The organism is Planobispora rosea, from assembly GCF_014648175.1.
GTDB classification, from domain to species: domain Bacteria; phylum Actinomycetota; class Actinomycetes; order Streptosporangiales; family Streptosporangiaceae; genus Planobispora; species Planobispora rosea.
Genome location: NZ_BMQP01000026.1, coordinates 51,898 through 76,162, shown reverse-complemented (window position 1 = coordinate 76,162; position 24,265 = coordinate 51,898). Strand labels below are relative to the sequence as shown.

The 24,265-nt window shown below is 71.2% G+C and carries 30 protein-coding genes; 3 read left to right on the top strand and 27 right to left on the bottom strand.

Translation table 11 applies throughout. The features are described 5' to 3' along the window. Positions 1 to 10: 10 nt before the first annotated feature. The 5 genes from IEZ08_RS24410 to IEZ08_RS24390 all read right to left on the bottom strand — a co-directional run bounded on the left by IEZ08_RS24410 (position 11) and on the right by IEZ08_RS24390 (position 4,586). Complete coding sequence (locus tag IEZ08_RS24410) at positions 11 to 361, bottom strand: WGR domain-containing protein (RefSeq protein WP_189243019.1); 351 nt, start codon at positions 359 to 361, stop codon at positions 11 to 13. Between the two features lie 84 nt (positions 362 to 445). Beyond that, positions 446 to 1,207 (bottom strand): hypothetical protein, encoded by a 762-nt coding sequence (locus tag IEZ08_RS24405; protein WP_189243018.1) that lies wholly within the window; start codon positions 1,205 to 1,207, stop codon positions 446 to 448. 42 nt (positions 1,208 to 1,249) lie between these two features. Further along, positions 1,250 to 2,029 carry a hypothetical protein gene (locus IEZ08_RS24400; RefSeq protein ID WP_189243017.1) on the bottom strand — a complete coding sequence of 260 codons (780 nt, stop codon included), beginning with the start codon at positions 2,027 to 2,029 and terminating at the stop codon, positions 1,250 to 1,252. Continuing rightward, the gene (locus tag IEZ08_RS24395) at positions 2,026 to 2,382 is read right to left on the bottom strand and encodes a hypothetical protein (RefSeq protein WP_189243016.1); all 357 of its coding nucleotides are present in this window, start codon (positions 2,380 to 2,382) and stop codon (positions 2,026 to 2,028) included. The genes IEZ08_RS24400 and IEZ08_RS24395 overlap by 4 nt, the downstream gene beginning before the upstream one ends. Before the next feature lie 377 nt (positions 2,383 to 2,759). Beyond that, positions 2,760 to 4,586 (bottom strand): ParB/RepB/Spo0J family partition protein, encoded by a 1,827-nt coding sequence (locus IEZ08_RS24390; protein WP_189243015.1) that lies wholly within the window; start codon positions 4,584 to 4,586, stop codon positions 2,760 to 2,762. On the opposite strand from IEZ08_RS24390, the gene IEZ08_RS40325 reads away from it, so the two are divergent. Continuing rightward, complete coding sequence (locus IEZ08_RS40325; RefSeq protein ID WP_268249359.1) at positions 4,585 to 4,716, top strand: hypothetical protein; 132 nt, start codon at positions 4,585 to 4,587, stop codon at positions 4,714 to 4,716. The genes IEZ08_RS24390 and IEZ08_RS40325 overlap by 2 nt on opposite strands. 91 nt (positions 4,717 to 4,807) lie before the next feature. Here the strand turns inward: IEZ08_RS40325 and IEZ08_RS24385 are convergent, their stop codons facing one another. From IEZ08_RS24385 to IEZ08_RS24295, 19 genes are all read right to left on the bottom strand, one after another. Next, positions 4,808 to 5,164, bottom strand: coding sequence for a hypothetical protein (locus tag IEZ08_RS24385; RefSeq protein WP_189243014.1), 357 nt, complete (start codon positions 5,162 to 5,164; stop codon positions 4,808 to 4,810). A 331-nt stretch (positions 5,165 to 5,495) separates the two neighbouring features. Next, a complete protein-coding gene (locus IEZ08_RS24380; RefSeq protein ID WP_189243013.1) occupies positions 5,496 to 5,870 on the bottom strand; it encodes a DUF6197 family protein in 375 nt (124 codons plus the stop codon). Between the two features lie 68 nt (positions 5,871 to 5,938). Then, positions 5,939 to 7,078 (bottom strand): glutathionylspermidine synthase family protein, encoded by a 1,140-nt coding sequence (locus IEZ08_RS24375; RefSeq protein WP_307815479.1) that lies wholly within the window; start codon positions 7,076 to 7,078, stop codon positions 5,939 to 5,941. 8 nt (positions 7,079 to 7,086) lie between these two features. After that, a complete protein-coding gene (locus IEZ08_RS24370; protein WP_189243011.1) occupies positions 7,087 to 7,461 on the bottom strand; it encodes a hypothetical protein in 375 nt (124 codons plus the stop codon). Positions 7,462 to 7,557: 96 nt separating this feature from the next. Further along, positions 7,558 to 8,502, bottom strand: a complete 945-nt coding sequence (locus IEZ08_RS24365; RefSeq protein ID WP_189243010.1) for a sigma-70 family RNA polymerase sigma factor — start codon at positions 8,500 to 8,502, stop codon at positions 7,558 to 7,560. A gap of 4 nt (positions 8,503 to 8,506) precedes the next feature. Continuing rightward, on the bottom strand, positions 8,507 to 8,977 hold the full coding sequence (locus IEZ08_RS24360; RefSeq protein ID WP_189243009.1) for a hypothetical protein: 471 nt from the start codon (positions 8,975 to 8,977) through the stop codon (positions 8,507 to 8,509). A gap of 150 nt (positions 8,978 to 9,127) precedes the next feature. Continuing rightward, complete coding sequence (locus tag IEZ08_RS24355; protein WP_189243008.1) at positions 9,128 to 9,670, bottom strand: DUF4192 family protein; 543 nt, start codon at positions 9,668 to 9,670, stop codon at positions 9,128 to 9,130. Between the two features lie 130 nt (positions 9,671 to 9,800). Beyond that, entirely contained in the window at positions 9,801 to 10,349 is a 549-nt protein-coding gene (locus IEZ08_RS24350) for an SLOG family protein (protein ID WP_189243007.1), read from the bottom strand. Between the two features lie 236 nt (positions 10,350 to 10,585). Next, a complete protein-coding gene (locus IEZ08_RS24345; RefSeq protein ID WP_203863479.1) occupies positions 10,586 to 11,497 on the bottom strand; it encodes a phosphotransferase family protein in 912 nt (303 codons plus the stop codon). A gap of 251 nt (positions 11,498 to 11,748) precedes the next feature. After that, a complete protein-coding gene (locus IEZ08_RS24340) occupies positions 11,749 to 12,417 on the bottom strand; it encodes an HAD family hydrolase (RefSeq protein WP_189243005.1) in 669 nt (222 codons plus the stop codon). Next, entirely contained in the window at positions 12,417 to 12,962 is a 546-nt protein-coding gene (locus IEZ08_RS24335) for an orotate phosphoribosyltransferase (protein ID WP_189243004.1), read from the bottom strand. The genes IEZ08_RS24340 and IEZ08_RS24335 overlap by 1 nt, the downstream gene beginning before the upstream one ends. After that, positions 12,959 to 13,513 (bottom strand): SLOG cluster 4 domain-containing protein, encoded by a 555-nt coding sequence (locus tag IEZ08_RS24330; protein ID WP_189243003.1) that lies wholly within the window; start codon positions 13,511 to 13,513, stop codon positions 12,959 to 12,961. The genes IEZ08_RS24335 and IEZ08_RS24330 overlap by 4 nt, the downstream gene beginning before the upstream one ends. Then, positions 13,510 to 14,382, bottom strand: a complete 873-nt coding sequence (locus tag IEZ08_RS24325; RefSeq protein ID WP_189243002.1) for a nucleotidyltransferase domain-containing protein — start codon at positions 14,380 to 14,382, stop codon at positions 13,510 to 13,512. The genes IEZ08_RS24330 and IEZ08_RS24325 overlap by 4 nt, the downstream gene beginning before the upstream one ends. Before the next feature lie 33 nt (positions 14,383 to 14,415). Further along, a complete protein-coding gene (locus tag IEZ08_RS24320; protein WP_189243001.1) occupies positions 14,416 to 15,252 on the bottom strand; it encodes an aspartyl/asparaginyl beta-hydroxylase domain-containing protein in 837 nt (278 codons plus the stop codon). Between the two features lie 339 nt (positions 15,253 to 15,591). Beyond that, complete coding sequence (locus IEZ08_RS24315) at positions 15,592 to 16,200, bottom strand: hypothetical protein (RefSeq protein WP_189243000.1); 609 nt, start codon at positions 16,198 to 16,200, stop codon at positions 15,592 to 15,594. Positions 16,201 to 16,333: 133 nt separating this feature from the next. After that, positions 16,334 to 16,858, bottom strand: coding sequence for a single-stranded DNA-binding protein (locus IEZ08_RS24310; RefSeq protein ID WP_189242999.1), 525 nt, complete (start codon positions 16,856 to 16,858; stop codon positions 16,334 to 16,336). A gap of 366 nt (positions 16,859 to 17,224) precedes the next feature. Next, on the bottom strand, positions 17,225 to 19,309 hold the full coding sequence (locus IEZ08_RS24305; RefSeq protein WP_189242998.1) for a hypothetical protein: 2,085 nt from the start codon (positions 19,307 to 19,309) through the stop codon (positions 17,225 to 17,227). Then, positions 19,302 to 19,568: a hypothetical protein gene (locus IEZ08_RS24300; RefSeq protein ID WP_189242997.1), complete on the bottom strand. Its 267-nt coding sequence runs from the start codon at positions 19,566 to 19,568 to the stop codon at positions 19,302 to 19,304. The genes IEZ08_RS24305 and IEZ08_RS24300 overlap by 8 nt, the downstream gene beginning before the upstream one ends. A gap of 241 nt (positions 19,569 to 19,809) precedes the next feature. Next, entirely contained in the window at positions 19,810 to 20,286 is a 477-nt protein-coding gene (locus tag IEZ08_RS24295; RefSeq protein WP_189242996.1) for an SsgA family sporulation/cell division regulator, read from the bottom strand. A gap of 97 nt (positions 20,287 to 20,383) precedes the next feature. Between IEZ08_RS24295 and IEZ08_RS24290 the strand changes: the two genes are divergently transcribed. Together IEZ08_RS24290 and IEZ08_RS24285 are read left to right on the top strand one after the other, a co-directional pair. Then, positions 20,384 to 21,154 carry a GntR family transcriptional regulator gene (locus IEZ08_RS24290; RefSeq protein WP_189242995.1) on the top strand — a complete coding sequence of 257 codons (771 nt, stop codon included), beginning with the start codon at positions 20,384 to 20,386 and terminating at the stop codon, positions 21,152 to 21,154. 128 nt (positions 21,155 to 21,282) lie between these two features. Then, entirely contained in the window at positions 21,283 to 21,681 is a 399-nt protein-coding gene (locus IEZ08_RS24285) for a hypothetical protein (RefSeq protein WP_189242994.1), read from the top strand. Positions 21,682 to 21,812: 131 nt separating this feature from the next. Here IEZ08_RS24285 and IEZ08_RS24280 read toward each other — a convergent pair whose 3' ends face one another. The 3 genes from IEZ08_RS24280 to IEZ08_RS24270 all read right to left on the bottom strand — a co-directional run bounded on the left by IEZ08_RS24280 (position 21,813) and on the right by IEZ08_RS24270 (position 24,206). Next, positions 21,813 to 22,139, bottom strand: coding sequence for a hypothetical protein (locus tag IEZ08_RS24280; protein WP_189242993.1), 327 nt, complete (start codon positions 22,137 to 22,139; stop codon positions 21,813 to 21,815). Between the two features lie 24 nt (positions 22,140 to 22,163). Next, positions 22,164 to 22,622 carry a hypothetical protein gene (locus IEZ08_RS24275; RefSeq protein ID WP_189242992.1) on the bottom strand — a complete coding sequence of 153 codons (459 nt, stop codon included), beginning with the start codon at positions 22,620 to 22,622 and terminating at the stop codon, positions 22,164 to 22,166. Between the two features lie 1,032 nt (positions 22,623 to 23,654). After that, positions 23,655 to 24,206 carry a DUF1643 domain-containing protein gene (locus IEZ08_RS24270; protein WP_229803464.1) on the bottom strand — a complete coding sequence of 184 codons (552 nt, stop codon included), beginning with the start codon at positions 24,204 to 24,206 and terminating at the stop codon, positions 23,655 to 23,657. Positions 24,207 to 24,265: the final 59 nt, after the last annotated feature.

Sequence of the window (24,265 nt, the reverse complement as noted above, 5' to 3'; positions counted from 1 at the left end):
GACGGTGAGATCAGCAGGAAGCTGACAGGAAGCAGTCGACGAGCTCGTCGCGGCCGGCCAGGGTGGACAGCCGGGCGGGGGTGGGAAGATCGGCCGCAACGCTGAAGCGCATCGGCGCGATCGAGCTCTGGTAGCCCTTGCGTTCCTTTTGCCGGGTGATGGTGACCGCTCGGGTGCTGGCATCGGTGAAGCTGGGCAGCTCGGTCAGTTGCGTGGTGCCCTTGCGGCCGATGGGGCCGTAGCTGGTCACCAGCAGCGCCCCGCAGACGATCAGCCGGTAGAACTTGTTGTGATGATCGTTGATCATGGTCAGTTCCCAGCCCACGGCCGGTACCTGGGCGAGGGGATCCGGGGTGGTCATGCGAACCTCCGACTCATGAGGCAGGCCCGGCCACCTGACGGTGGCCGGGCCGTGGATGTGGGACATCGGGTAAGGGGCGCTTGCCTAGGAGGTGGAGGAGGTGGGCAAGGTGATGCCGAGCTGGGCCAAGACCTCAGGTCCCAGCTGCTCCAGATGGGCGCGCGTGTCCGGGCTGATCGCGGTTGCCGATGCCGGGCCGGGGACCGGCGCGGCCGGTGCGGGCGCGACGACCGGCGTGGCTGGTCCGGTAAGGGCCACCGGCATGGCGGGCGCGGGCGGTGCGACGACCGGTGCGGCGGACTGCGCGATGAGGGGCGCCGGCCCCGCGACCGCAGCGGGGATCAGGGCAGCGGCCGGTGGAGCGCTCTGCTGCGGGACGGTGCCGGGCGGCGTGGTGCCGGTGGGGGGCACGTACTCGGCCGTGAAGACCTTGGTGCTGTAGCCGTCGGGATTGTGGTCGTAGCCGGTGAAGGTCAGCGACAGCACCCCGCCGATCTCCAGGTCCTCCGCGTTGACGCGTTCCATGGCCGCGGCCACGGCGTCGGCCCTGCCGGTCTTGAGGTAGAGGGCCCGCAGCCCGTTGTCGTCAGGGTTGGCCGGATCGCGCTGTTCGGTGGCCAGCACCACCCGCAGCTGCTTGCGGGGAGTGCCGTCGTCGAAGGTCAGCAGTTTCCGAGTGCCGTACTCAGTCTGGAACACCAGTATCGGCTCTTCGACGATCACACCGACGATCGATGCGCCGACCTGCAGGAACGACGCTGAGGGGATCTTGCGGCGGGTCAGCTGCCGGATCCTGTCGCGGTGGCGGGCCAGGAACTCGTGCGCAGTGGACGGAGGGGCGAACATGAAAATGCCTTTCCGAAAAAAGGGGACGAGCGGGGAAAGTGATCAGATGAGGGCGGAGAGAGAGGTCAGCAGGGCGCCGGCACCGGGGCAGCTGCGCGTCAGATCGCGGCTGCCAGGGCGAAACCACGGGCAGTAGGCGCACTCGGCCTCGGCCGTGCGCAGCAGCGGCAACAGCGCCGGACCGGCGGTGGTGATGGCCGTGGCGATCGCATCGGCGCGTTTGATCGCGTTCAGCGCAATCTGCTCGTCGTAGGGCTCATACCACCAGTGGCGATGGACGAATTCCTGGCTGCGGGGCAGAAAGCCGATGCCCACGTCGGTCACCGGCAGGCCGCGGCGCCGGAACCCGTAGCCATAGGTGTGCACCTGCACGCGGTAGCGCGGGCCGGGCCCGTGGACGCGGTAGTACTGCAGCGGGGTTTTACCGACCAGCTTCCAGTCGAAGACGATGCCGGTGCGGCCGTCGGCGGCGCCGATGTAGATGTCGCTGGTGCCGTCGATGTCGTCGTTGCCGATGCGGCCGACGCCGACTTTCTGCTCCACCAGCACGCGTGCGCCGTTGGGCAGCACCCGGCCGGAAAGGTCACCGGCGAGCTGGGCGTGCATGGCGGTGCCGATGTAGGCCAGCCACGGCAGGTACGGGTTGACCCGGGGCACACCGGCCAGCCGGTAGCCCAGCTGCCGGTCGCACTCGCTGCCGATCTCCGAAGGGCCCAGCCGTTGCTGCAGGGAGCGCGGCTGGTGGGTGATGGCGTGCTTGAGCGCGGCCTCCAGATCACCGATGACCTCCCGCACCGCCGCGGAGGCGGTCGGTGCGCTCATGGCGCGCCGGAGGCGGGCGGGGTGGCGGCGGCGGCATCGGCCAGGGTGAAGCGGCGGCTGGGATTGCCGACCTTGGTGTAGGCCTGCAGTAAGGGGACGATCTCCGGATGGTCGATGCGCAGGCGCCTGTAATCAGTGGTGGTCTTGCCTTTGACGTGCCGCCAGTACACGACCGGCTGACCGTTAACGTTACCGATTTCGGAATCACCCAAGGCGTTCTTGATATGGGTCTCGGCGATCTCCGCGTACGTGTCGAGCTGCTTGCGGCGCTGGTCAATGGCTCGCAGCACCTGCACGTAGTCGGCGACCTCGGGCGGCAGCTCAACCGGCGGGGGAATCGGCTCAGCACTCATCGCCGGGCCTTCGCAGCTGGGCGCGCAAACGCCGCCGCTGACAGCGGCGTATCGTGCGCCACGGGGCGCGCTTGCCGCGCTGACGGGGACAGCACGGCAGCTGACAGCTCAGCTCCAGGAGCGCACTACGGTTACAGGACAGGGCGGGCGGGCCCATGAACAGGTCTCCTTTCGGCACGAACGGCCACGGCTGCGCCGCCCGCACTGAGCGCGGGCGGCGCAGCCGTGATGAATGCGAAAAAAGGGCTGGTGGCGCGATCGGCCAGGGGCCGAAGTGGGATGCGGTGACGGCCGGGCGAAGGTCCGCACGGTGCCTGGTGCGCCGAGCCTGCAACGCACCCAGAGCAGTGCGAATCCCGGATCGGGGGCTGCGGCGATCAGCCCGCTACCGCGACCAGGTCGTGCGCACTGAGGTCGTCGCCGGCATCCGGCTGATCGGCCGCGATGGGCTTTGTTGTCGCATCGGTCGGATCGACCCAAGCGTCGGGGTCGTAGTCGCCGGCGTCCGCGGCGTCCAGATGATCGGGGGAGGGCTCATCGGTGGCGTGTGCCGGCGCGTCGGCCTCAGAATCGGCCCGGGCGCCGGAGTTGTCGTCAGCTGAGGTGGTCTCGATCTCCCCACCCGGGGATGTCTGACCGGCGCCGGACGGCTGCGCATCGGTGGTGTGGGCGGTTTCAGCCTCGGGTGCGGCCGGATCGATTGTGGTGACGAGCTCGCCGGTGGCGTCGGAGCTGGCCAGGTCACCGTGGTAGTCGCGGCCCTGCGCGACGGCCTGTTCGATCGGCTGCAGCGTGTGACCCAGCTTCTCGCAGATTTGCAGCCACCGCTGGGCGACGGCCCGGCTCTCCGGACGCCCCAGGGCGTCGGTGCGCCACAGGTGGTCCGAATAGCTCGGCTGGGTCATCCAGTACTCCATCGCCGCGACGATGCGCTTCATCAGCATCCACGTCAGCCGGCCGGTGGCGGCCTTGCTGACGGTGCTGCGGCTGGGCACCTTGCCGACCAGGTCGGTGAAGAACTCCTTGAGGTGAATGGTGCCGAACAGATCGCGCAGCGGCTCCGGCGGATCGACCGCCAGCAGCTCAACGATGATCTTCAGGACCTTCTGGTTCGGGTCGGACTGGGTCGCCAGCTTGCCCTTCCACCACGTGAGGCGTTCCTTGCCGCTTTCGCGCCAGGCGGTGTTGCCCGCCCGTACCTGCGCGGTCGGCAGCTTCGGCTTCTCCTCACGCTGCCGCGCTTGGGGCGGCTCATAGCCGTGGGTCTGCGGGCAGGTGCAGTAGAAGCTGGGCCGGGTCCGGGAGGGGAAGTAGGCGCCATGGCCCGGGCAGGTGGTGTGCGTCTGCTCGGTGAACGTCGCGCCGTCGGCGTCCTGCAGCCGCCACAAGCTGACCGCCTCCTCGGGCATCTCCTCGGTGACGGAGACACCCGCGGTCTGCAGCTCGTCGATCAGTCGGGCCATCTCGGCGGCTTCACGCCGAGTGGTGGTCACCACGTTGATGGCGTAGTTGATGCCTGCGCCCTTGGCGATGAGCTGACGCATCTCCTCCACCGCATCGTCCGGCACGTCCGGGTCCTGCTCCTGGGCCGCCAGCAGCGCCTCTTCCTCATAGGTCGTCTGCCGGTTCGCAGCGGCCAGGACCGCGCGGGAGTCTTCCGACAGATGGCCGGCGGCGATGGCCGTTTCGACGTCTTTGCGGCTCTTGCCGGTGGCCTTCTGGAGCGTGGCGATGTCGACGCCCATCTCATCCAGGGAAAACAGCGTCTGACCGACCTCGGGGTCGGTCAGCGGCTTGTGGTGCAGACTGGTGGTCAGCTGCCCCAGCAGCATGCCCTTGAGGTTGTTGACCAGCTCCGGCCGGATGCGGCACCACACCGTGCGGTCGCCGCCGTTCTCCTCCCGGTTGGCCAGCTGCTGCAGGGCGAACAGGCGGCGGTGACCGTCGTGCACGCGGAACATGCCGGGATTGTCCGGCGAGGGGAAGACCACCAGGTCGTTTTCGGGGCCGTCGCCGTCGGCGATGGTCTGGATGAACTCCTCGGTGATGCCATAGTCGGTGCGGGTGTTGCGCGGGTTTTTCTCCAGCCGTTTCACGGGGATGCGTGCGTGCGGCGGGTAGTCAGGGCCGTCCAGCGGATCGGCGGCGGTGGCCTCCGGCGCTGGCGCATCGTCAGACAGCGCGGCCGGGGAGGGTGAGCTCATGGAAAGAAACCTGCTTCCTGGTGGTCGCGAGGGGGAACGACAGCGAGCTGGGGCGGGTGCCTGCGCGCTGCGGCGCAGCAGCACCTCGCTGATCAGGGTGAAAGCCCGCAGGCCCGGCGCCGCGGCGTGAGGCTGCGGTGCCGGGCCCGGGTTACGGGGTGGCGCGCTTCGGTGCTGCGGAGTGCGAAGAGGGACATCACCGAAGGGGCGTTGGCGAGTGGTCAGGGCTGAGCGGACAAGGCGGCGATGGTGATCGATCCGCGCGGCCGCTCCCAGCCGATCGGCGCGCACGCGAAAGCAACCTCTCCGATCACCACAATGTCGCCGACGCTCAGTGAGCGGTTGCCGAGCGCGCGATAGGCGGCGGCGAGTTCGCCCTCCCCGACGTTGAAGGCCTCGAAGGCCTCCTCCAGCACCGCGTGCGGATCGCGGGCCTGCTCGGCCGGGATGGGGTAAGAGAAGACCCGCTGCATCGGGTCACGGGGGTGCCAGCCGCGCATCAGGGCCAGCGGACAGGTGTTGTGCCAGATGGACACGGTGAAGGTAGGAGCCGCGGACGCGATGCCCTTGCCGATCATGCTGATGACCTCCCGTAGGGGTCGGGCGGGGCCCGATCCCCGCCGCCGGGCCGCGGGGCGGCCACGGGTTCTCGCAGCTCCGGAAGGCTCGCCCGCAGGGCGACCGCGCGCAGCGCGGCTGTGGCCTTCCGGGGCGCAGAGGTTCCGTGGCAGGCTGCCCGGCGGGCGGCGGAGATCGGGCGGGCGTCCTGGCCCTTCCTGCTCCTCCCGACGCGGCGGGCGGCCAGGGGCTCGGCTCCGTAGCGCTGGGGTGTAGCCGTCCGGGCCGATCTGCCAGCGGGTGGAGCAGACGTGGACACGCCTGCGCACAAGCTCACCCGGGTCGGCAGGCTCACGGCCGATTTGCGGCAGCATCCAGCAGAGCCAGGACATCGGGGACGGTGCGTTCAGCGGCGTCGTTCCAGCGGATTAGACGTTCGATGGCGCTGGCCTCGGGGTCGTTCGGGTCATCGCCGAGTTGCAGCGCCAGGACCTCGATCGCGGCCATGACCTCCACCAGGTGTTCGGAAGGCAGACGACACCACGCCTTGGGAGCCAGCCCGGCTCCGCGGCACAGAGCCTCGATCACGCAGACCGGGCTGCGCTCCAGAGGCTTGTCTGCCTCTTCTGTGATGAACCTTCCTTGGGACCAGCCCAGGGTGCGGATGACCTCGGCCGCGCGGGGATAGATGTCCTGCGGCACGCGGGTGAGAGTGTGATCTGCCACGTTCTCCTCCTGAGGGGATGGAAGCAGCCGGAGCAGGGCGGCCTCGCCCCGGCTGGCTTGCGGCTGAGTCAGCCGATGATCAGGTGCGGCACGAACGAGCTGGTGTTGTCAGTGATCAAGCCTTGGGTCTCCCGGATGCCGAGTCCGGCCGGCTCGTCGCCGATCACCCAGGCACCCAGCACCGGCCGCCATCCGCCGACGTCCGGCAGCGGCCAAAAGTCCTGGTAGACGTAGCCTTCGGCACCGTAGTCTCCGGGGGCGCTGTGCCGTTCAGCCGGGGTGACGATCTGGATCGCGGCGCCTTCGCGGCCCAGCAGCGGCTTGGCCACATACGCGCTCAAGTCGCGTGGGCCGTCCAGGTAGGCCGGCAGCAGGTTCGGATGACCGGGATGGAGCTCCCACAACAGCGCCAGCAGGGCCTTGTTCGACAGCAGCATCTTCCACAGCGGCTCCACCCAAGGCGTGCGCTTTTGGGTCTCAACGGCGGCCGGGCCGAAGTCGTCGCTGGTCAGCCACTCCCACGGGTACAGCTTGTAGAGGGTGTCGATGGGGCGCTGCTGGTCGTCGACGAAGGCCTGCCGGCCGGTGTCCCAGCCGATCTGCTCCATGGTGAGCAGGTGGGTGGCCAGGCCCGCCGCCGCGGCGGTATCGGCCATGTAGGCAACGTTGAGAGCGTCCTCGCCGGAGGCTTCCTCGGCGGTGTGGGCCAGGTGCAGCGGACCCGAGCCGATGGTGTGCCAGCGGTTGATCAGGTGTTCATGGATGCTGTTCCACTGGTCGGCCCCGGGGTGGGTATCGCGTTTCCAGAACCACTGGATGACCGCGGCTTCCACCAGGGAGGTGGGGGTATCGGCGTTGTACTCCAGCAGCTTGGCGTGGCCGCGGCCGTCGTAGCACAGGTCGAAGCGGCCGAACACGTGCGCATCGCGCCGCTTCCATGAGGCTGTGATGGGCTGGTGCAGCCAGTCGGGGATGCCGAAGTCCGCGAACCGCTTGCGCTCGATCACGTGGTCGACGACGTTCAGGCACATGCGGTGGAGTTCATCGACGACGCGTTCGAGTTCTTCCACCTGCGCGAGGGTGAAGGAGTAGTAGACGGACTCATCCCAGTACGGCCGGTCATTCGGCCCCGGGGTGACGTTGTGGTGAAATCCCCGGCCTTGGGAGGTGATGGTCTCCTGCCAGCCGGGCCGGGGGATGCTGGGCATGCGAAGCATCAGGAGCCGCTCCCGCCCTTGCCGCTGCTGCCGAAGCCGCCGACGATGACCTTTCCAGAGCGGGTGGAGATGTTGGTTCCTGCGGGCTTGCTGCGGGTGCCGCCGCTGATGCGGCCGGTGTGCGGGTGGTAGGTGCCTCCGTAGATCCACACGAACCCGGAGCCGGAGTCGGAGTCGTCGCACCGATCGTCGTCGACCGGACGGTAGGAGCCGTCGGATTCGACGACGACGCAGTCCGCGGTGACGGGGGGTGTGGTGGGCTCCGGTGCAGCGGTCTCTGGCTTGCAGGCGGTGGCGGCCAGGGTCAAAGACAGCGCCGAGAGGGTGGTGAGGGCGATGCTGTGGGAGGACTTCCTCAGTCGGGTCGAAGACATGCAGCAACTCCTGGGGTAGAGGTTGCGGTGCAGGGTGCGGGGTGATGATCGGCCTGCCGGTGCCGCCGGTGGGCTGAGCCGGAGAGGGAAGAAAGGTCACTGGTGGTCGTGCTGGCCGTGGATCGCCTGGACTTGGCGCAGCTTGGCTAGGGCGCGCTGTTCGATCTGGCGTACGCCCTCGCGGGTGATGCCCAGGTACTGGCTGATCTGGCCCAGCGTGCGGGGGGTGCCGTCGTCCAGGCCGAAGCGCCAGGTGATGACCTGGCGCTGGCGCGGCGACAACTCCTGTACCGCGGTTCGCAGCTGAGCGGCCAGCAGCTGGTTGTGGATGACCTCGAAGGTCTGTGGGGCGTCGGTGTCCTCGATGAGGTCGCCGAAGGTGACCAGGCTGTCGGTGAGCGGGGCATCGAGGCTGACCGGTTCGCGGCGGATGCGCCGTAGCTCTTCGATCGTGCCGACCGGCAGGTCCACCGCGGCGGCCAGTTGCTGGGCGGTGGGCTCATGGCCGAGCTGCTCACACAGGTGGCGTTCGGCCTTGGCCAGAGCGGCCAGCCTCTCGCGCAGGTAGATGGGCAGGCGGATGGTGCGGCTGGTGTCGGCCAGGCCACGCTGGATGGCCTGGCGGATCCACCAGGTGGCGTAGGTGGAGAACTTGTAGCCCTTGGCGTAGTCGAATTTCTCCACCGCGCGCATCAGGCCCGCGTTGCCTTCCTGGATGGCATCCAGTAGCTCCAGGCCGCGGCCGGTGTGCTTCTTGGCGATGGAGACCACCAGCCGCAAGTTGGCGCGCAGCATCTGGTCCTTGGCCCCTCGGCCGTCCGCGGCGATCTGCTCCAGCTCCTGGCGCAAGATCGTGTCCAGGTCCGGGGAGCGGAGTTTGACCTCGGCGTACAGACCGGCCTCGATGCGCTTGGCGAGCTCGACTTCCTGCTCGGCGCTCAGCAGCGGCGTCCGGCTGATGCTCTGCAGGTAGGCGCGCACCGCATCGGTGGCCTCGGCCTCGGTGTCCAGGTCGAGCACCTGGGCAGTGCTCGTACTCATCGCCTCACCTCCTGAGTGCGCCGATGGCAAGCCCGGCGGCGGGCACGATGGCCGCGGCGGCCGCCTGCTCCTGGTCGCGCTGCCAGGGCACCTCGGTGCAGCAGCCCCAGATACACCCAAGGGAGGAGTAGCAGCCGTCTGCGTAGTGCAGGATCTGGTCGGTTTCGATTCCGGTGTCCGCCAGCATGTCCGGCAGGCGTGACAGCGCCGGGGTGACGTACTCGGCGGCCCCGTATCCGATGACGGCCGTGGAGTCGATGCCCAGGGCCTTCAGGTCCTTCGTCAGACGCTGCAGTTGGCCGGGAAGATCCGGGGAGTACTCGGGCAGCGCGGCGCTGATCACTGCGGTCAGCTGCTGGTCGGGGCCAAATCCCACGATGGCGATGCTGTCGTTGAGATCACCGAGGTACTGGGCGGCGATGGCCAGGGTGATCTCCGGCGGAGGGAACGGGCTTATGGTGGTGCAGCAGGGCATGGTGAAGTCCTTGGGAAAACGGGCGCGGCCCCGCCGCCCGGCGTACCGGGCCGGGCCACGGGGCCGGGTGACACGGTCAAGGGGGATCGGGGGCTGCAGCTGGGCACGGCCCGGCGGGCGGCGCCGACGGGGGAAGGGGGTGGTCGTGTTTCACTCGCGGGGCCGGCGGATGCTGCGCAGGAACCCCCGGGCCGGGTAGATCGTGTGGATGGCCGGGACGTGCGTCTGCAGCAGCGCGGTGGCGGCCGCATCACCGCAGCTGGAGTCCCACATGGTGGCCTCGGTGGGGCAGCACTCTCCCGGCTCCGGGCATAGCGGCAGCTGGTAGTGCCCCTGCTGGTAGTGCACGGCGGCCGCGGGGATGATGCGGTCGGACTCCAGGGCACGGTGCAGGCCGATCAGGGTCGCGCCCACCGGCGCACCGGCGCCGTAGCCGACGAGGACGGCATCGGTGCTGCGGTACTGGCCCAGCAGGTACGTCGTCTGCTCGGCCAGGGCGACAAGCTCCGTCACCGCGGCAGGCAGGCGGGCGCTGACCACCACGATCGGTCGCGGGCCGGAAAAGCCCAGAGCCACCACGCTGTGGCGCGGATGGCTGCCGAACAGGCGCCGGACCAAAGACAGGGCGGCATCGGGATCGGCCAGGTACACGGCGGTACTACTCAGCGACAGCGGCTCGACAGCGGTCAGCACGAGAGGGTCCTCCGACACAGGGGATGGCAGCGGCCCCGGGCCCGGCCTGACTGCAGGAGCCAGGCCGAGCCCGAAGGGCCGCGTAGAGGGGATGAGGTCACCTGCCGCGTGCCGTAAGGCGCGAGCAGGATCAGGCAGCGAGGCGGATCTTCTGCTGCAACTGCGGGTACATGCGGCGCATCAGGTCGGCGGCCGCCGTCACCCGCCTACGAGGGAATCTCGGCAGGTGCTCCTGCGGGTGCAGCCACCGGCCGCGCGCGGGATCGGGGCCGGGCACCAGCCACACCGGCACGCCGGTCAGCAGGCCACGCAAGATCATGTCGGAGGTGCCGCCGCGCTGGTAGGCGAGGTCCTCGTGGAAGGCGATGATCAGGCGGGGGTCGGCCTCGGCGAGCATGCGGATGTTGCGCTCATGCCCGGCGACCTTGTACTCGCGCGGGCGGGCGGCCTTCTCCGCGGCCCAGTCGACCGGGAAACAGCGATGCCGCCAGGTGTCCCAGCCGCGGGTCTGGCACCAGTCGTGGCAGGCGCGATCGGCTCCCGCCGCGGCCCCCTCGATGAGGATCAGGGCCTCGCCGTAGCGGGCCTGTAGGCGCTCGCATACGGCCTGGACCGCATGCGGCCAGCGCCAGTAGCGGCTGCCGCAGATCAGCACCCGCGGTTTTTCGAGTATCAGCACACCTTCTCGCCTCCCGGTACGGGGACCGGGGCCGCCGGCGGCGGCGCGGGATCCGGTCCCGAGCGACGACCGGCAGGCGGCGTCGGCGGGATCCCGGGGTCAAGGCGGGCTGGGGTGGGCCCGCCTTGACCCCGGGCGCCGGTGTCGCAGGCTGGAAGGAGCCGGGATCGGCCCGGTCCGCGGGATCCCACCAACTGCCGCCTGGGTGAGGACCGATGCGAGAGCTGGTGGTGCGGCTAGCTGAGCCTGGCCGCCAGCAGCGCGCGTCCTGCCGCGGCGGCACGGCGCTGGTAGGTGCGCAGGCCGGGAGCGCGCGGCGGGCTGGGGTAGCGGCTGTTGCGTTCCCAGTGACCGGTCAGCGCCGCCAGGAAGCTGTCGACGCCCTGACGGTCGTGGCAGGTCAGGGGATGGCGGGCCAGCAGGTCGGCGACAGCCTGCGGGCAGTGTCCGGCCATGACCCATTGCGGGGCCAGGGATGCCGCGTCGGCAAAGGCGGGGCCGAGGCTTGCATGCGTCCAGTCGACAAAGACGATGCCCTGCTGCGGATCGTCGATCATGTTGTCGGCGCGGAGATCGGCATGAACGATGTAGTCACCGTGCGCCTGCGCCAGCCAGGCGCTCTCCAGCGCAACCAGGTGCGCAAGGTGATCTGCGGCCCAGGTATCGAGGTCATCGGGGCGTTGGGTGTTCAGGCTGGCCCAGCCGTGAAGGTGCAAGGCGGTCGTGGCGGTGGGGGTGGCGATCGCCTGCCGGTAGCGTTGCGGCGCGGTGGTGGCTGTCAGCCTGCTTAGTCGCTCCAGCACTTCATCGACGGCCGGGGAGCCGGGATGAAAAGCGGGATGGGTGCCGCTCAGGTGACTGATGATGATCAGCGTCCAGTCCTCGATGTGGAGGATGCCCAGCAGGTCAGCGGCGGGAGCCTCAGCAGGCAGGCTGGCCAAGATGGCCGCTTCGCGCAGATTGTCGCGGGTGAGCCGATCATCGCGGGGCGCGGCCTTGACGAACAGGCGCTGGCCGTCGTGCAGGGTGAGCGCGGCGGCCAGTTGGTGGCCGAATCCGCCGGGCGGGGTGTGGATGTGCTGGATGTGAGCGCCGAAGTCGGCGGCGATGCGGGCATTTACCGTCGTGGGCAGGTCGCTCCATTGCATGCGGTGGGAGGAGGGGGCCTGCTGCGGTGACCTCATGGCAGGTGAGCCTTTGCGCTGGTGGGGTGACGGGGACCGGCACACGCCGAGCTGGGCTGAGGACCTGCGGATAGCTGAGGGTCGTCAGATCTCCAGCGCGGCGCCGATAGCTCGCCACATCACGCTGGCGGGAAAACTGGTCATGAGGGTGTCCGTTCAGGCGGGATGCAGGAGGGAGCCGATCGGTTCCCTCCTGCATCACTGTAGCCGGGAAGTCATCGTCGAGCTGGCGGCGGATCGCAGCGGATCAGCAGCCGGGCGATGGTCCAGGCCAGGTGTCGGGGACGGCGCACGATGGCATGCGCGCCGGCAGCCTGCAACCGTTCGGCTCCGGCATACCCCCAGGCGGCCCCCAGGGTGAAGACTCCGGCGGCGTGCCCGCTGTGGATGTCGGTGATGGAATCGCCCACGAAGAGCGCTCGGTGGTGGGCGACGCCCAGGCGCCGCAGGGCCAGGTGCAGGCCGTCGGGGGCGGGCTTGGGCGGCGCGTCGTGGCGGGTGACGGTCACCTCCAGCAGCGCCGCCAGATCAGCAGGTAGGAGCCAGGGCAGGCGGTGGCGCTCTTGCACGGTGACCACCGCCAGCGCGACGCCGGCACGGCGCAGGGCCGCCAGGCCGGCCAGCACGCCGGGAAACAGACGGCTGCGCTGGGAGGCGGCAGCCAGGGCCGCATCCCACCAGCGTTCACACGCCTGGTCGGGGTCATCGACGCCGAGCTCGGCCAAGACCGCACATCGTGGCCGGGCCAGCGCATCGGCGGGCAGGTCGGCCGCGGTCACCCTCTGGCCGGTGGCACAGGTGGCCACGGCCGCCAGGGTATTGCGGTGCGCGGCCGCCGAGTCCAGCAGCACGCCGTCGAGGTCCAACAGCGCAGCCGGGCGCATCAGGGCGCCTGCTGCGGGAGGATGGGCTCATCAATCAGGGCGTGCACGGTGATGCCTGCGGCGGCCAACAGACGAAGGCCGTCCAGACCGCGATCCAGCACGCATACCGCGGTGTGTACCTGGGCGCCGACCCCGCGCAGCAGCTGCGCGGTGTGCAGCAGGCTGCGGCCGGAGCGCAGGGTGTCATCGATGATGGCCACGTAGCGGCCGACGGGGTCGGCGCCCTCCAGCTGACGGCGGCTGCCGTAGGCCTTGGGCTGGGAGCGGATGTAGCTGACTGGCAGATCGGTGAGGGTCGAGACCGCGGTGGCCAGGGCCACTGCGGCCAGCACGGGCGCGGCCAGCACCTGGGTGTCCGAAGGCAGCAGCGCGGCCATCCGGTTCGCGGTCAGCCGCAGCAGCTGCGGATCGCTGGTGAGCAGGAACGGGTCGAAGTAGTGCGGCAATACCGTGCCGTCGGACAGCTGATAGGGGCCGGGCCGGTAGGCGGCCTGGGCCAGGCGGGCGCGGTAGGACCCCTGCGGGTCGGGGGGCCGGGTGCTCATCGCCACCGCTGCGACGTCGTCAGCGCAGCCAGGTCGGCCTCAAGCGCACCGGCATCGGGCACCGTGCGCAGGAAGCCCAGCGGCCGGGTGGGGGTTTCGATCAGCCAGTGCTCGGTGCGCAAGAAGGCCTCCAGGCGGCAGGCGCTGGGGCCCAGTAGCCACACCGGGATCGATCGGATGTTTCCGGCGTACCACAAGGCGGCGGTCAGCTCGTGCAAGGTGCCGACCCCGCCGCCCATGGCGATGACCAGATCGGTGTGCTCAAGGAAAGCGTTGAGGCGGCTGCCCTGGTCGGAGGCGTAGAAGGTGGCGGTGACATAGGGGTTGAGCGGGCCCCATTCGGCTTTGCCCGCCAGGGTGATGGCGGTGATGGGGGCGCCGTGCGCGGCCGCGCCGGCGGCGGCGGCCTCCATGGCACCGTTGTAGCCACCGTGCAGCAGCTGGTAGCCGGCCCGGGCCAAGATCGCGCCCGCGGCGCGGGCGAGGTCTTCTTCGCCCGCGCCGGGGATCACGCCGCCGAAGAAGGCGGCACGACGAGAAAAGCTGCTCACGCTAACTCCTGGTAAGTGAGGTAACTGGCGTGGGCCTCGGCCAGCGCGGCGACCGCGTGCGGGACGAGGTCGGCGGCCAGGCGCCAGATGCGCTCGACGGTGGCATCGGCCTGGGCGCGGGTGGGGATGGACGGCTCGGCCAGGGCGGCTTCCAGCTCGGCCAGGCAACCTCGGCCCAGCGGGGAGCGACCGACCTCATCGGGCAGGTGATACCAGCCGTGGTGGCGCGATTGCGGGGCCAGCGTGATCTTGATCAGATCCCTGAGGGTGGTGTGCAGCTGGCCCAGCAGGTCATAGGCGATGAACGGCTGGTTGCGCAGCAGCCGCTTGCGCAGCATCGCGTGGATGATGAGGGACTGCACCAGCAGGGTGCGGGCATCAGGTGAGCTGGTGGCGGCCGCGCGCAGGTAGGTGGTGCTGGCGCGGGTGTCGGCGGCGGTGCAGGGGGCGCCGTCGCGCTGCAGCAGCAGGCGGGCGCCGGTGCGCTGCTGCAGGGACGCGATCGCGGTGCTGGGGGCCAGGTAGAGATCGAGCTGCAGCAGGTGGCCGCTGTGCGGGATGAGGTAGACCCAGCCACAGCCGCCCAGGGCGGCCACGATGGTGTCAGGCCAGCCCGGCAGCAGGGTGCCGAGGCTGCTGCTCAGCAGCGCATCCAGGTTCTCGGCCAGCAGCGGCAGCTGCCGATCGTGCACGCCGACCACCAGGTCGATGTCGGACAGTCGGTCGGAGGTGCCGCTGGCCAGCGAGCCGCGCACGAGCAGGTGGGTGATGGCCGGGCTGCCGGTAAACAGCTCAACCAGCTCGTTCAGCAGGGCGAACTGGGTGGGCCGGTTGTCGTGGGCGAGCTGGTCCAAGGTGATGGTGGTCATCGGGTCCTCTCCGTTCAGGCAACAGTGGGCGGGTCAGTCGCGGGCCAGCAGGATGGTCTTGTCGCGGCGCCAGCGCTCGGCGCGCGCCTCATCACCGAGCACCTGGTGCATCTGGGCGATGAGGTCGTAGGCGCCGCCTTCGGGCAGCGCGTGGCGGTAGTACAGGCGCAGCAGGTGCTGCTCGGCCGCGCGGACAAAGCCCAGCCGGGCTAGGTCGGCCGCTTGGCTCAGGGCCTGCTGGCATGCCTGCTCGGACAGCGGCGTCAGCTCGGTGATGTCATCCAGGTCCAGATCGGGGTGCTCGGCCAGGGCGCGGTAGGCGTCATCGACGTAGACGTCGGCGATCAGGTGCAGCCGCTCAGGACCCAGCTCGTTGCACACGCCGTGGGCGACGGTGGGGGTCAGGCGCCACAGCCAGCCGGTGCGCATGTGCACCCGGGCTCCGGCGGTCACCAGCACCGCGGAGGCGTTGGTGGCCAGCGGGATGTGCAGGCGGTGGCGGGGCACATCGGTGAGCTCGGCGTAGTCGCGGTGTTCCCACAGCCAGCCGTTGGGCTCCAGCCGGGCCAGCCGCACGTACATGTACCGCAGGCCCAGCTCGCGCAGGAATGCGGCGGTGGTGGGCATGTGCTCCAGCAACGTGGTGGGCTGCGGGGTGCCGTCGCCGATGATGGTGTCGTGCGGGTCGCCCGAATGATTCAGCAGGGAGGCGGTCCACCAGCCGCCGGACTGGTAGTCGCTGTAGGAGATGACGCCGGGGGTGGGAGTGTTCAGCGCCTCCTGGCGCATCAGATCGAGCGTGGCGGCCGGTACCGGGCGCAGCCGGGCGATCTGGTTGAGCAGAGGGTGGGTGACCACGGTGGTGTTCATGCGAAATCCTCCGGGGAAAGGTCGGCGGGGTAACGTGTCCGTGAGCGATAGGCCGGTTCCTGGTCCCAGGCGATGCCGGGTGACCAGGGCACGTCCGTCAAGCGAGGTGACCGAGGGTGGAGGGCGGATTCCGAAACGACGCCCATAGGCGATAGCTAGCGGTACGACGGGCTAGGGTGGCCCGCCGTGTTCCTTCGGCGCCGGGGCTGCGCACTGGACGGTGGCAGGGGAGCAGGCTGTCAGCGCGGGCAACGCGCCGCGCTGGCGGCCCGGTCTCCAGGGAAAAGCCCTTGCGGATCCGGGCTGCCAGCGGGTGAAGGGGCAGAGCGTGATCTGCGGTTACTGGGGTGGGGGTGGGGTGCTCAGCCAGGAATCGTTTTGCGCGCAGGGATCACAGTGGCCGAAGCTCGTGATCTCCTTTCGGCAGCCGATGCACTGCCATTGCCAGCGGCCGCCCTTGGAGATCGCGATCAGGACACTGGCGCCGGTGACGTCACCGAACTCGCTGCAGCAGTGCAGGTCCTTGCTGGACAGACCGCTACCGTCGGCTTCCACACTGGTGGTGATGGCGTAGTTGTCGCAGTTGTCCCAGAACAGACCGGCGCCGTCGAAGGGCGGGGCCGGAGGGCAGTTGCCCGGTCCGTCGGTGCAGGCGGCGGGCGCGACGGCGTCGGCGATGAGGCGGTGATCGGGCGGGGACTGCCAGCGGATGGCGAAGCCGCCTTCGCGGTAGACGGTGATCGCCCGGCCGCTCGCGGTGGGGTAATCGAGGTAGCCCAGTCCGCGCTCCTCCAGCGTGGCGGCGACGGCGTCGACGACGCTCCGGCAGGGCAGGGTGACGATGATGCAGGCCGGGGCGGGCAGGTCGGGGCAGGTCTGCAGCAGGGCGGCCAACTGCGACAGCGCGGTGATGCACTGTTCACGCGCAGGTGGGGGGCGGAAGGTCATGGCGACTCCAGCAGATCAACGGTGGCCAGCAGGCGACATGGCAAAAGGGCTGTACCGGAGGGATCTGCGGCACAGCCCTTGATCGGGGGTGAAACAAGCGCGGCCCTGCCCCTTCAGGGGCAGGGCCGCGGGCTTAGAACGGCGGCTGGTCGCTGAAGTCGTCCGGCCCTGCGACGGCGCTGCTGCCCGTGGCCCACGGGTCCTCGGCCGGAGCCTCACCGGCCGGGGCGGCCGACGGCCGCTGCGGGGTGGCGGCGTTCCACTCCGGCGGGCCGAAGCTGCCGCCCTGGCGGACGGTCTTGTTAACCTTGGCGGTGGCGTTACGGAGCGAGACACCGACCTCGTCGACCTCGACCTCGTAGACGGTGCGCTTGTCGCCTTCCTTGGTCTCATACGAGCGCTGCTTGAGACGGCCCGAGACGATGACCCGCATGCCGCGCTGCAGGGTCTCGGCCGCGTTTTCGGCCTGCTGCCGCCAGACGTTGCAGGTCAAAAACAGGCTGTCGCCGTCCTCCCACTTGTTGGTGGTCTTGTCCAGGAAGCGCGAAGTGGATGCGACGCGGAAGCGGGCCACCGCCTGCCCCGAGGGGGTGAAGCGCAGCTCCGGGTTGTCGACGAGGTTGCCGACGATGGTGATCGAGGTGTCTCCAGCGGCCATGATGCGCACCTTTCCAGTTCTCGGGTTCACCGCCGGGGTGGCGGTGGGTTGTCGTCCCGAACGACTGCTGGCAGCGGCCCCGGAAGGCTCGGGGGGCATGGTGGGCGGCCGCCCGGTCATGATGTTTTGCGCCCGTCACCGCCCGGGAGAGGGTGTCAACGGCGCAGGGCGCAAAAGATCATGAGCGGGCGGGGGGTTCCGCCCGCCTTGCGGCCCGATGCCGGGGCCGCATCCTGCAAGCAGTCGGGACGACAACCCCCTCCACCGCAGCGTCCCCCCTGCCTCCTTGCCTGATCCGGCGGCCGGTGCCCCCGAAAAGGGGGCACCGGCCGCCGGATCGGATCACGGGAGTGGGTGGTCGGATCGTTAGCGTCCGCGCTGGGGTGCCGAGCGGGTGGGCGCTTGCGGGACGGCCGGGGCGGGGGTGGGCCGCTGCTGGGGCGGGATCGGCGCCGGGGCCGCCGCGGCGGTGGCCGAGCGCCGCGTGGCGGCCTGCTGGCGCCCGGGGCCGCCGGGTCGTTGCTGGCCTCGGCGTTTCCACTCCGCTTCGCGCAGTTCGTCTACGCGTTCGGCCTGCTGCTGGAAGGTGCCGCTGTCGCGTGCCGGGGCCGGGGCGGTGACCTGGTAGGCGGGGCCGGGCTCGACCGGCTCGGCACGGGGGGGACGGGCCTGCTTGCTGGCCAGGAATTCCCGGTTGAGTTTGGGCGAGCGATCGGCGACGACCGCGATCGCGTCCGGGTCGTGGGGCCAGGGCCGTACCGCGGCGATGACGATGAGCGGGCGCGAGTCGGGATCGCGGCTGCCGTCCAGAGGCGCGGGCGGCTTGTGGAAGGCCAGGATCTTTTCCAGGTCGGCGTTCTTGCCGGGGTCGGGGATGCTCAGCGGCACCGCGATGCGTTCGCCGGCGCCGGTGACGCGCTGGGGCCGGCCGTCGCGGCGGCCGCGCTGGCGGGAGATGGGCGGCTGGGGCATGGCCCGGTAGATGATCTGGTGGGTGGGGGTGCCGTCGTCTCCGGGCACATAGCGGGGGCGAAAGCCAGACAGGTCGAAGTCGCGGGCGGCCTGGAGGCTGGCAGGGCTGGGCGGGCTCGGCTGGCCGGGCGGGCGGCGTTTGACGTCGCGGTCGCTGGGACCGTAGACGGCCAGGTCCTGCAGCTGGCGAAAGGCCGCCGCCTTGGCCTGTGCAGGCAGCGCGCGCAGCTCCTCCACAGCCCGCGGGTGCACGACGAAGTCCCAGCGGCGCCCGGCGGGAAGGGCACGGGCGAGGTTGTTGTCGAAGCCCTCGGTGGCCGCCGCGGCAGGAGCGGCCAGCCGGGCCGGGCGCTGCGGCGCGGTGCCGTCATCGGCGGCGTGCCGGCTGGCCACGGGCACCACCGCGGCGTCGGGGGCATACGGCAGCCGTACGGCGGCGCCGGTGCGCTGCTGGTGGGCGCTGATGCTGGCCTGCAGGGCATCCACCCGCTGGGCCAGCGCATCGGCATCCACACGCGCGCCCGTCTGCACGGCCAGCACCTGCACGGCCTCGCATCCGGTGGGGGAGGCGTAGTCGGCCACCGTGCGGTAGATCAGATGCCCGTGCGGCAGCGGGGTGGCACGCTGTTCGGCCAGCCGGGCGAACTCGGTCGGGCCGTCCTCGGCGCGGTTGGCGCACACCGCCAGCAGCTGCACGGTGCCGCGGCCGGGCAGGGCCTCGGCCGGGCGGCGCGGGGCGGAAAACGCGCCGAGCGTCTTGTCGGGCAGCTCGGCAGGGGCCGGGCCGGCGCCCCAGGCCGGCGGCTGGTGGTGGTAGAGCAGGCTGTGGTGCTCGCCCAGGGGCAGCAGGCGCACCCTGCCGGTCAATCCGTCGGCGTGGGCATGGACGCGCTCGTGGGTCTTCAATTTCTCAGCCGGGGCCTGGGCCAGGGCATCGATCGCTTGCAGAGCCGGGGTCTTCAGCTCGCGGGGCAGCGCGCGTAGGTCGGCTTCGACCTGGGTGACGACGGTGATGTCGTTGTGCGGGGCGGGGCTGAGCGCCGCGCGCAGCCGCCGCTGGAACACATCCCGCTGCTGATCGTCTGGGCCGCGGGTGATGAGCGCGAACGGCGAGTCCCGCCAGCTTCGGCCGATCGTCGGCAGGCCGGGGACCGGCAGGCCGTGGCTGCCGGGCAGATCCCAGGCCAGGGCCTGCAGGTGCTGCACGACCCGTAACCGGTCCTCAGACGGCAGCTGGTTGATGTCGGCCAAGGCCGCGCGTTCCACCAGCAGGTCGCGGCGCGGCCCGCGCGCTTCGACGCTGACAGGCGGGGGGCGATAGCTGCGGTCGGCGACGATGGACTCTTCGCGGAACTGGCGTGCGTCCGGATCGATCTCCCGCCGCTCCGGACGGGCGAACAGATCCGGGGTGCCATCCCCCCAGGTGCGCTCCGCAGTGTGCTGCCACGGGCCGACCTCGCGCCCCTGGTCCTCAGCCATCGCCCGCCGCCGGCGGTCCAGACGGCTGGTTGACCAAGGCCGTCAGCTCTTCGATCGTCAGCGGTGGCCCGTGCTCGGCGAGCTGGTCACCGGCGCGCATCAGAATGAGCAGCAGCTCCTCGGAGATGACCACCGCGCTGGCGCCGTCGGCGGTGGTCAGCCGGAAGGGAGAGGCGCTGAGCCCGTCGTCGGCCACCGCGGCCACGGCCTGGGCCAGCTCGCCCTCTACGGTGAAGGATGCGCCGTCAGATGAGATCATGCGCCAGTTATAGCTACTTGTCTCCTGTCATGGAAGACTTTGACAACTTTAGTCACTAAGGGGTGGGGGCCGCGCACGGGCATCGTGCTCCCCAGGAGCGCGGCAGCGGCCGCTGCCGCGCTCGGCCCGGCCTCGCCCAGGGTGCGGCAGCGGCGCCGGGGCGGGGATCGGCGCTAGTGATGGCAGCGCGCGGGGCCGGCGCCCGGCCGGTCCTGGCCGGTGCGGGAGGCGGCCGGGGCCGTTAGGCCGATTCCTTCAGCAGCGCCCGGACCATCGCATCGAAGTCCAGGTATTGGCTTTCGGCGCCGAAGGCCACCAGGTGCGCGCTGCGCGTCAGGAAGGTCACCAGCTCGGCCCGCCGGATGTGCACCTCGGCCCGCAGACGCGGATCGGCCGGATACAGCACCACGGCCAGGTAGGCGTCATCTTCTGCCGGCCCCAGGCTGATCTGGCCGTCGCCGACCGGCGCGTCCAGGGCGCGCAGGTGCCGGCTCAGGCTGAGCGCCAGCAGATCCCGCGCCAGCAGCCAGACCGTCCAGGAAGTCTCGGCCGCATCGGGATCGGCCGGCTCGGGGCGCCCGCCGTGATCATCAGCATCGGAGGGCAGGCGGAAGTGCAGCTGCACGGCGAACGGGTCACCGGAGTCGAAGAAGGCCCGGGCCTCGTAGACGCCGCCCTGGGGAGAGCGCGCCACGAGCCGCTCAAGGATCGCAGTCATGTCACTCCTTAACGATCAAGCGTCCTAGGACACTTGACCTTAGGAGGCATTCCGCTGATCGTCAACGTCCTAGGACACTTTCGCTAAGGTGGAGGCCATGCCCGACGCCCGCATCGTGCCCGACGGCCGCGCCCAGCAGATCGCCGCGGGCCTGCGCGCCGCCATCACCGCCGGCCGCCTGGCCCCGGGCACGCGCCTGCCCTCGGTGCGCCAGCTGCAGGTCCAGCACCACGTCGCGCGCGAGACCGCCAGCCGGGCCTTGGGCCTGCTGGTGGCCGACGGCCTGGCCATGGCCCGCCCCGGCTCGGGCACCTACGTGCGCCCGCGTGCCGAGCGGCTGCCGCTGAGCCCGGACCGCTACAGCCGCGTCTCCCGGCAAGAGGCCGCATCCCCGGGCCCGCCCGCGCCCAACGACCGCCCGCCGCGCGCCGCCGGCTTCCGCGGCGCGCGCACGGCGCCGGCCGAGACGCACCTGGCCGCCGTCTTCGCCCTCCCCGTCGGCGCCCCGGTATACGAGCGCACCGCGCTCCTCACGCACCAGGGCGCGCCGGCCTGCCTCCTTATCACCCACTACCGGCCCGAACACCTGGCCGGCACCGCCCTGGCGGCCGCGCTGGAGAACAACGGCGAGCGCGAGCACGCCTTCGAGGTGCTGGCCGCGCACGGTCTTGCCCCCGCGGCCGTCACCGAGCAGTTGCTGACGCGCTCGCCCACCGACGCCGAGCGCACGCTGCTGCAGCTGGCCGGCGCTGAGCCGGTCATGGAGGTGTGCCGCATCGCCCGCGGCCACAACGGCCACGCCCTCGAGCACGCGCGCCTGGTCTATGCCGGGCACCGCTTTCTGTGGTCCTACAGCCATCGCCTCTGAGCGGCACGGCAGGCGGCCCAGGCCGCAGCCATCGTCTCGCGACGAGCGGTGCGGCCCGATCCCGCTCCCGCGCTGACATCTGTACGGGACGGCCCAGGTCGGACCACTCGTGTGATCGAATATCCGGAATGTGGAGAGAGCTCAGCGTCGAAGAGCACGTGACCGCGCTGGGGCTGGCGCGCCAGCTGCCGGGTGATATCCCCGGCTTCGTAGTGGCCACCCAGCTGCAGACGGTGCAGGCCTGGCACCACGGAGAGATCACGCTGGAGGAGTTGCTGGCACGCACCGGCTGGGACCTGACGCGCTATGCCGATGACGACCTGGAGGGCCACCGGCGCAAGCTGGTCTCATTTTGGGGCGGCCGCGACTATGAGGGATGGGTGTTCGTCGGGCGCATGAAGGAGTTCATGCGCCAGCACGAACGGGAGCGCCAGGTGCTGCAATTGCTCAAAGAGGTCGCCCTGCAGCACCTGAAGGCCCAGGGCATCACGCCGCCCGACGACCCGCCGTCGTCTCAACCGCAGTGACCCACTCCCGCTCCGGGGCCACGGCGCGGGCGTCGCCGGCAGCCCGGGGCTCAGGACACCCGAAAACGCGGCAGCCGCCCCGCTACGGGCGTGCCCTGCGGTCTCGGGCCGCGCCCGGCACCCCAAGATGATCATTGGATGAGGCGCTGGGCGCGCTCCTGGCGGGCCCGGGCCCGCGCCCGCGCCAAGTTGCGCTGACGTGCATCGGCCTGCTCATCGTCGATCGGCGGCATCCAGCTTTCCTGCAGGCGTGGGGCGTGCTCGATTGCCGCGGCGGCCCGGGTCTCGATGTCGGCCCAGCGCCTGGCGTCCTGCTCGTTCCTGCCCTGCCGCTGCTCGGCGGAGCGCTGGCGGATGACGGCGGCGGCGCGGGGCGAGGCCTCGGCCAGGATCTGCCGGGCATGCGCAGCGGCCTCGGCGACGCTGCCAAATCGCGGACGCTCGGGGGAGGAGGTCATCGAAAAGCACTCGCTTTCACACGGTCAGGGCCGGGCCGCCAGACGGGCCGCCAGCGCGGCGCGCGCCGCGCGCCAGGCCGCGGTCGGCGGGCTGGGCTCGGCCGGCACCGCCGGGGCGGGGGCCAGGGCCTCGGCCCGCGGCATCTGCGGAGCCCAGCGCCGCGGGCCGCCGAGACTGCGCGCGTAGCGCTCTTCGCTCTCGCGCCGGCGGGCGGCCTGGCGGGCGCGCTCGGCGGCCGCGGCCGCGGCCAGACGCTGGGATTTGGAGATCACCGGCCGGCCGTCGGCATCGCGCCAGGCGGCCAGCCGGTGGCCGATCCAGCCGGGCACGTGCCGTACCCGGCCGGCAAAGGTCCAGGGGCGGCCATCAGGCAGGTGATCCAGGGCGTGCAGCACATCGGCGGGCGTCCACCCGGCGGCAAACCACGGCGCCAGCAGGTGACGCAGGTGCCGGGCCGAGATGCGGCGCAGGTCCACGCTCACCGCCCGCAGCGCCGCGGCCGCGGCCAGGGCGTCGGTTTTGCTGCCCGGCGTGACGGCCAGCGACCAGGCGCCGGGCGGATCCGCGGTGCGCGCCCGCGATGCCGGGGCCGCTCGCGCGCGCGGGAAGGGCGGGTTTCTCTCCTACGGAGAGAAACCTTGTAGGGGTCCGACATTGATGCACAAGCGGATCAGGGGACTGCTGTGATTCAGAAACGGGTTGTGTGACGTCTGTGACGGCCGGGACGGTCAGCACGTACTCGGCGGCCACCGCGCCCCGCGCGTCCCCGGCGCCGCCGACCCGATAGCGCGGCAGCGAGCCGGGCATCACGGTGCCCAAAAGGCCGTGGGCATGCAGCCAGGCGACCCACTTGGCGACGCTGGAGCGGCTCAGGCCGGTGCGGCGCATCAGCAGCGCCCAGGTGGGGCGGGTGGTCAGCAGGCTCCAGGTGGCGTGCCGGGCCAGCACGGTAGCGATCGCGGTGAGGTTGTCGTGGGCGTCGGCGCGCAACGCTGCGGTGGCGGGGTGGGCGTCGACGGCGGTGAGCCAGGCGGCCTGGGAGCGGGCTCGCGCCGAGGCCGCCGGGACGGCGGTGAACACCTGCAGGCGCCGCGGCGACCACCAGGTGGCCTGGCCGGGGACGGAGGGAGCCGACGTGCGGGGGCGGCGCGCGCCCGGCCGCCCAGGCCGGGCAGCAAGGCGCGGGCGCGCAGACGCAGCGGGCGGCGGCCTGCCGGGCGCGCCGGCCCGGGGCGGCGGGGCGAGCGGGCCGGTGCGGCTCACCGGCGTACCGGCCGCGGGCCCGGGTCGCGGGAGGCGGTTTTGTCGGGGGCGTGCGGCATGATGGAGATCTCCCATCGCGTGGTTGCTGGGGGTGGGCGCCCTCCGGCGCGGGCTTGGCGGTTCGGCGGGGAGGGCGCCCGATCATGTGCCGGCGGCGCCTCAGGGCGAGCGGCACCGCCGGCGGTCCGGCAGGCACAGCTGGCGCCTGGCCCAGGCGGCGCGCCCGATCCGGACTGCAGGAGCCTGCGCGGTCACCGCCATGGCGCCGTCCAGGGCCTCGGGACCAGGCCGGCGGGCTGGTAGAGCGGATGCACCGGCTGGCCGTCGCGGCCGGTGCGCAGGCACAGCAGGCGGTGGCCGGCCAGCAGCTGCGCCACCCGGCGCCAGCGCTCTTCGGCCAGGCGCGGGTAGCGGCCGCATCCCCAGGCCACCACGACGCACGCCACACCGGCCAGCCGCTCACTCAGCCAGGCATCGTTGTCCGGGCCGATGGGATCGTCGGCGCTCAGCAGCGCGGCCGGGTCGGTGGCGCGCAGCGCGAACAGGTTGCGCACGACGATGCCGCCGAAGCCCCAGCGCTGGGCATAGGCGATGTAGCGGCGAACGGTCGGATCATCGGTGTTCTCGTCGGCGCGGGAGGGGTTCAACATGACCCAGGCGCAGATCGTCGGCGTGCGGCCCGCATCCCAGATGCGCCGCAGGTCGTAGCGGTAGGGGCCATCGATGACCGCGCTGGCGACCACCTCCCGTCCGGGCTGGGGTGCGCGTGCGCCGGGCGGCGGCTGGGCGTTCCTATCAGCCACGACCATCACCCGCGGCCGGCTGGTCCACAGCCCGCCGTGCAGCCCGGCCAAGCGGTGCT

Coding starts and splice junctions, on each gene's coding strand:
- IEZ08_RS24375 (WP_307815479.1), bottom strand. CDS start 7,078: ATGCCCAGCATCCCCCGGCCCGGCTGGCAGGAGACCATCACCTCCCAA.
- IEZ08_RS24320 (WP_189243001.1), bottom strand. CDS start 15,252: ATGAACACCACCGTGGTCACCCACCCTCTGCTCAACCAGATCGCCCGG.
- IEZ08_RS24405 (WP_189243018.1), bottom strand. CDS start 1,207: ATGTTCGCCCCTCCGTCCACTGCGCACGAGTTCCTGGCCCGCCACCGC.
- IEZ08_RS24395 (WP_189243016.1), bottom strand. CDS start 2,382: ATGAGTGCTGAGCCGATTCCCCCGCCGGTTGAGCTGCCGCCCGAGGTC.
- IEZ08_RS24410 (WP_189243019.1), bottom strand. CDS start 361: ATGACCACCCCGGATCCCCTCGCCCAGGTACCGGCCGTGGGCTGGGAA.
- IEZ08_RS24370 (WP_189243011.1), bottom strand. CDS start 7,461: ATGTCTTCGACCCGACTGAGGAAGTCCTCCCACAGCATCGCCCTCACC.
- IEZ08_RS24285 (WP_189242994.1), top strand. CDS start 21,283: ATGTGGAGAGAGCTCAGCGTCGAAGAGCACGTGACCGCGCTGGGGCTG.
- IEZ08_RS24400 (WP_189243017.1), bottom strand. CDS start 2,029: ATGAGCGCACCGACCGCCTCCGCGGCGGTGCGGGAGGTCATCGGTGAT.
- IEZ08_RS24295 (WP_189242996.1), bottom strand. CDS start 20,286: ATGACTGCGATCCTTGAGCGGCTCGTGGCGCGCTCTCCCCAGGGCGGC.
- IEZ08_RS24310 (WP_189242999.1), bottom strand. CDS start 16,858: ATGGCCGCTGGAGACACCTCGATCACCATCGTCGGCAACCTCGTCGAC.
- IEZ08_RS24360 (WP_189243009.1), bottom strand. CDS start 8,977: ATGCCCTGCTGCACCACCATAAGCCCGTTCCCTCCGCCGGAGATCACC.
- IEZ08_RS24335 (WP_189243004.1), bottom strand. CDS start 12,962: ATGAGCACCCGGCCCCCCGACCCGCAGGGGTCCTACCGCGCCCGCCTG.
- IEZ08_RS24340 (WP_189243005.1), bottom strand. CDS start 12,417: ATGCGCCCGGCTGCGCTGTTGGACCTCGACGGCGTGCTGCTGGACTCG.
- IEZ08_RS40325 (WP_268249359.1), top strand. CDS start 4,585: ATGGAAAGAAACCTGCTTCCTGGTGGTCGCGAGGGGGAACGACAGCGA.
- IEZ08_RS24345 (WP_203863479.1), bottom strand. CDS start 11,497: ATGCAATGGAGCGACCTGCCCACGACGGTAAATGCCCGCATCGCCGCC.
- IEZ08_RS24365 (WP_189243010.1), bottom strand. CDS start 8,502: ATGAGTACGAGCACTGCCCAGGTGCTCGACCTGGACACCGAGGCCGAG.
- IEZ08_RS24305 (WP_189242998.1), bottom strand. CDS start 19,309: ATGGCTGAGGACCAGGGGCGCGAGGTCGGCCCGTGGCAGCACACTGCG.
- IEZ08_RS24280 (WP_189242993.1), bottom strand. CDS start 22,139: ATGACCTCCTCCCCCGAGCGTCCGCGATTTGGCAGCGTCGCCGAGGCC.
- IEZ08_RS24315 (WP_189243000.1), bottom strand. CDS start 16,200: ATGACCTTCCGCCCCCCACCTGCGCGTGAACAGTGCATCACCGCGCTG.
- IEZ08_RS24385 (WP_189243014.1), bottom strand. CDS start 5,164: ATGATCGGCAAGGGCATCGCGTCCGCGGCTCCTACCTTCACCGTGTCC.
- IEZ08_RS24390 (WP_189243015.1), bottom strand. CDS start 4,586: ATGAGCTCACCCTCCCCGGCCGCGCTGTCTGACGATGCGCCAGCGCCG.
- IEZ08_RS24325 (WP_189243002.1), bottom strand. CDS start 14,382: ATGACCACCATCACCTTGGACCAGCTCGCCCACGACAACCGGCCCACC.
- IEZ08_RS24290 (WP_189242995.1), top strand. CDS start 20,384: ATGCCCGACGCCCGCATCGTGCCCGACGGCCGCGCCCAGCAGATCGCC.
- IEZ08_RS24300 (WP_189242997.1), bottom strand. CDS start 19,568: ATGATCTCATCTGACGGCGCATCCTTCACCGTAGAGGGCGAGCTGGCC.